This window comes from Achromobacter sp. (genome assembly GCF_036567245.1).
In the GTDB taxonomy this organism is placed as follows: Bacteria; Pseudomonadota; Gammaproteobacteria; order Burkholderiales; family Burkholderiaceae_B; genus Achromobacter.
In genome coordinates, this window is record NZ_DATCUY010000306.1 from 1 (window position 1) to 3,636 (window position 3,636).

Consider the following 3,636-nt stretch of genomic DNA (forward strand, 5'->3'; position numbering starts at 1 on the left):
CGCGCACAGGGCCGGGAATCTGCGTGCCGCTGCGAACAAGTTAGCGGCGCATGCACTGAAACCAGTGTCCAGCCTGCGCCCATTCGAAGTAACCCGGATTTCGAAGAACTACTTTCCATGGTTGGGATAATGACGGCCTTCTTACCAGCTACTCTCTTTGGAAACCTGCGTTAACACGTTGATATCAAATGCGAATTAAGGCTCGCAAAATACCGGACGGGCCAGGGATATTCTCCTGCGGGGTCCTGAAGACCAACAAGAGTTGTTGGTTGGCCCGCACAATTCTGATGCAGAAACGCGACACTATCGGCTTTGGCTCGCGGACCGTCCGTGCTGGACAAAAAAAAGCCCCTCGGCGTCGGGAGGGGCTTTTTCCTTTGCCAGCCGGGTGGCTTAGCGGCCTTGAGGCGGGTAATCCAGTTCGCCAAAGGAGTACTCGCCGCGGGCCTTGGCCTCGGCCAATTCCTGGCGGACTTGTTCGCGGGTCTTGCCGGCGGTTTGCGACACGGCGGCCTTGGGCGGGTAGTCCAGTTCAGCCGAGGTCACCTGGCCGGCGGCCTTGGCGCTTTGCAGTTCCTGCTGGACTTGTTCACGCGACAGGCCGGTGCGCTCGGCGGCGACAGGCGGGTAGTCCAGTTCACCAAACGTGACCTGACCGGCGGCCTTGGCGGCCTGCAGTTCCTGTTGGACCTGTTCACGCGTCTTGCCATCGGCGTGAGCGGCGGACATACCCACCAGCGTTGCGGTAACCATGAGTGCGGTAGCTAGGGCTTTCATTGCGATGACTCCATCCTAAACCTTGCACATCGTCTTCTGCCAGGCTGGCAGGTGCGATATGACAATTTGATTGCTGGGACGAAGTATCTGGCGATTCAGGCCTAGTAAAAACCCTTATTTTGGGGAACATATTTGCACAGATGGGACAATTAAGCGTTGCAACCGCCAGAATCTGCGCATTTTCTGCACACACGGCGTCGGACCCAACAACCGCAAGCCTTGCCAGCATTCAGGCGCAAGCAAGGTAGGTAACGGAAGATGAGCGCGTCATGTGATGGATGCGCCGCTCAGCGTGGCGGGAATAGACATTTCTGCTGGCGGGACAATAATTCCATTTATCATACAAATCTGCCAGAAATGGAATTTTGAAATTCGAGGGCCCCATGGATATCCAGCTTAACGACATCGCTCTGTTTGTCGAAGTCGCCAAGCGCAAGAACTTCAGCCACGCCGCCGAAGCCTTGAATATTCCGACATCCACGCTCTCGCGCCGCGTCAGTGAACTGGAACGCAGCATCGGCATGCGGCTACTGAACCGCAGCACTCGCAAGATCGACCTGACCGAGGCCGGCGCCATCTATTTCGAGCGCTGTCGGCATATCGTGGAAGAAGCGCGCATCGCGCACGACCAGTTGCTGGACATGGCGGTGCAGCCCAAGGGACGCTTGCGCATCTCGCAGCCCACCAGCCTGGCGCAGTTGTTCCTGCCCGCCGTCATCAGCGAATTCCGCGAGCAGCATCCGGACATCGAGTGCGACTTCGATCTGAGCATGCGTCCGATCGACCCCATCAGCAATCCGTTCGACCTGATTCTGCGCTTCGGCCAGCAGCCGGACTCCAGCCTGATCTCGCGCAAGATCGTGCTGATGGCCCACCAGCTGTATGCCTCGCCCGAATACCTGGCGCGCCATGGCGAGCCTCGCGTACCGGCGGATCTCAGCCATCACGAATGCCTGCGTCCCACCATGCGCGAGGAGTCATCCTTCTGGATGCTGCATTCGGGCGACAAGGTGGAACGCGTGCAAGTGTCGGGGCGCCTGTCGGCCAACAACGTCGGCATGCTGGGACGTCTGGCCGGTCAAGGCCTGGGCATCACGCCGCTGCTGGTCTTCGACGCGATGGAGCGCGCCATCAAGCAGGCGGGTCTGGTGCGGGTGCTGCCGGAGTGGAGCCTGACTCCCCTGCCGCTCTTCGCGCTGCTACCTTCGCGCATGCTGCCGGCCAAGACCAAGGCGTTCCTGGACTTTATCCAGCCGCGCCTATCGGACGCGTAGCTCCTACGCGGTGGCGTCGGTTCCGTATTGACAGACGGTATAGAGCGGCGTGCCGGTGGCGGCGACCTTCGCGGAGCCGCCCAGGTCGGGCAGGTCGATGATGGCGGCCGCCTCGACCACATTGGCGCCCAAACGCTGCAGCAGCTTGATGGCGGCCAGCATGGTGCCGCCCGTGGCGATCAGGTCGTCCACCAGCAGGACGCGCTGGCCGGTGCGCACGGAATCCGTGTGCATTTCAACTGACGCGTTGCCGTACTCAAGCGAGTATTCCTCGGCCACCGTGCGGAACGGCAGCTTGCCCTTCTTGCGCACGGGCACGAAACCCAGGTTGAGCTCGTAAGCCAGCACGCTGCCCACGATGAATCCGCGCGCGTCCACGCCAGCCACGAGGTCCAGGCGCTGGCGCATGTAGCGGTAGACGAAGAGATCGATAAGCACCCGGAACGCGCGCGGATCCTGCAGCACGGGCGTGATGTCGCGAAATATGACACCGGGTTGGGGCCAGTCTGGAACGCTGCGGATGGTGCGCCGGATGTACTCGGCGTTGTCGGTCTGCATGGAAGACGGCCCTGAAGAATTGAAGCAAGGCGAACTATAACCTCGCAACCGCGCTTAAGCCAGGATTGCCGCCCCCGATGACAATTCACATTCCTGTAGCCGGCCGCCTTGCAAGACAAAGCGCCGATCGACCGCCCCCGGCGGCAAGGCTGCGTGGGTGGCAAGCACCACGGCGCGTCCCCCCACGGCGCCAGCCAAGTCGGTGAAGAATGCCGCCTCGGCCTCGCCATCCAGCCCTGCGGTCGGCTCGTCCAGCACAATCACTGCCGCGGGCGACAGCAGCGCGCGCGCCAGGCACAATCGGCGCGCCTGCCCGGCCGACAGCTGCGAACCCGTCTCGCCCGCCCAGGTATCCAGGCCATCGGGCAGGCCGCGCACAAAATCGCCCAGCCTCGCGGCATCCAGCGCGCGCCACAAGGCGGCGTCATCCGCGTCGGGATCGCCGATGAGCAGGTTGGTGCGCAAGGTTCCCAGGAATACCGGCGCGTCCTGCGAGAGCAGCGCGATGCGGCGGTGCCAATCGGCCTGCGCGCAAGCGCGCGCGTCGCAGCCGCCAAAACGCACCTGCCCCGCCTGCGGATCCTCCAGGCGCAAGAGCAAGTGCAACAAGGTCGATTTGCCCGCGCCGCTCGGCCCCACGATGGCGATCCGCTCACCCCGCGTCACACGCAGGCTGACGTCGTCCAGTACCAGCGGGCTCGCGGCCGCCCCTCGGGCGGGATAAGCAAAGCGCACGCCATCCAGCTCCAGCACGCCGCTGTCGGGCAAGGCGCGAGGCGCGGACGGGTCCTGCATGTCCGGCGCGCATTGCGTGACCTCGCGGATGCGCGCCGCCGCCGAGATGGCCGATCCCATGCGCGACGCTCCGCGCATGATGGGGCCGGCCACTTCAAAAATGCCAATGACCGCCAGCAACAGCCCGGCCAGCGCGGGGCCTTCTATCCGCCCCGCTTCCAGCGTATCCAGGCCGAACCAGAGCAAGGCCAGCACCGAGGCGCCGGCCGCGGCCTGCAGGAAGAACTGTCCG

General features: G+C 63.4%; 4 protein-coding genes. 1 reads left to right on the forward strand and 3 read right to left on the reverse strand.

What is annotated here, in order from left to right; translation table 11 throughout:
- Positions 1-393: 393 nt before the first annotated feature.
- Positions 394-777: a DUF4148 domain-containing protein gene (locus VIR09_RS13555; RefSeq protein WP_332013333.1), complete on the reverse strand. Its 384-nt coding sequence runs from the start codon at positions 775-777 to the stop codon at positions 394-396.
- A gap of 383 nt (positions 778-1,160) precedes the next feature.
- Here VIR09_RS13555 and VIR09_RS13560 point away from each other — a divergent pair, with 383 nt between their 5' ends.
- Positions 1,161-2,051: a LysR family transcriptional regulator gene (locus VIR09_RS13560; protein WP_332013334.1), complete on the forward strand. Its 891-nt coding sequence runs from the start codon at positions 1,161-1,163 to the stop codon at positions 2,049-2,051.
- A 3-nt stretch (positions 2,052-2,054) separates the two neighbouring features.
- Here the strand turns inward: VIR09_RS13560 and VIR09_RS13565 are convergent, their stop codons facing one another.
- Both VIR09_RS13565 and VIR09_RS13570 read right to left on the reverse strand, forming a co-directional pair.
- The gene (locus VIR09_RS13565) at positions 2,055-2,609 is read right to left on the reverse strand and encodes an adenine phosphoribosyltransferase (RefSeq protein ID WP_332013335.1); all 555 of its coding nucleotides are present in this window, start codon (positions 2,607-2,609) and stop codon (positions 2,055-2,057) included.
- 54 nt (positions 2,610-2,663) lie between these two features.
- Positions 2,664-3,636: amino acid ABC transporter ATP-binding/permease protein (locus VIR09_RS13570; RefSeq protein WP_332013336.1), on the reverse strand; the 973-nt coding region annotated here is incomplete at its 5' end.

Excerpts from the sequence above, each read along its gene's own strand:
- VIR09_RS13560 (WP_332013334.1), top strand. The coding sequence starts at position 1,161 with ATGGATATCCAGCTTAACGACATCGCTCTGTTTGTCGAAGTCGCCAAG.
- VIR09_RS13555 (WP_332013333.1), bottom strand. The coding sequence starts at position 777 with ATGAAAGCCCTAGCTACCGCACTCATGGTTACCGCAACGCTGGTGGGT.
- VIR09_RS13565 (WP_332013335.1), bottom strand. The coding sequence starts at position 2,609 with ATGCAGACCGACAACGCCGAGTACATCCGGCGCACCATCCGCAGCGTT.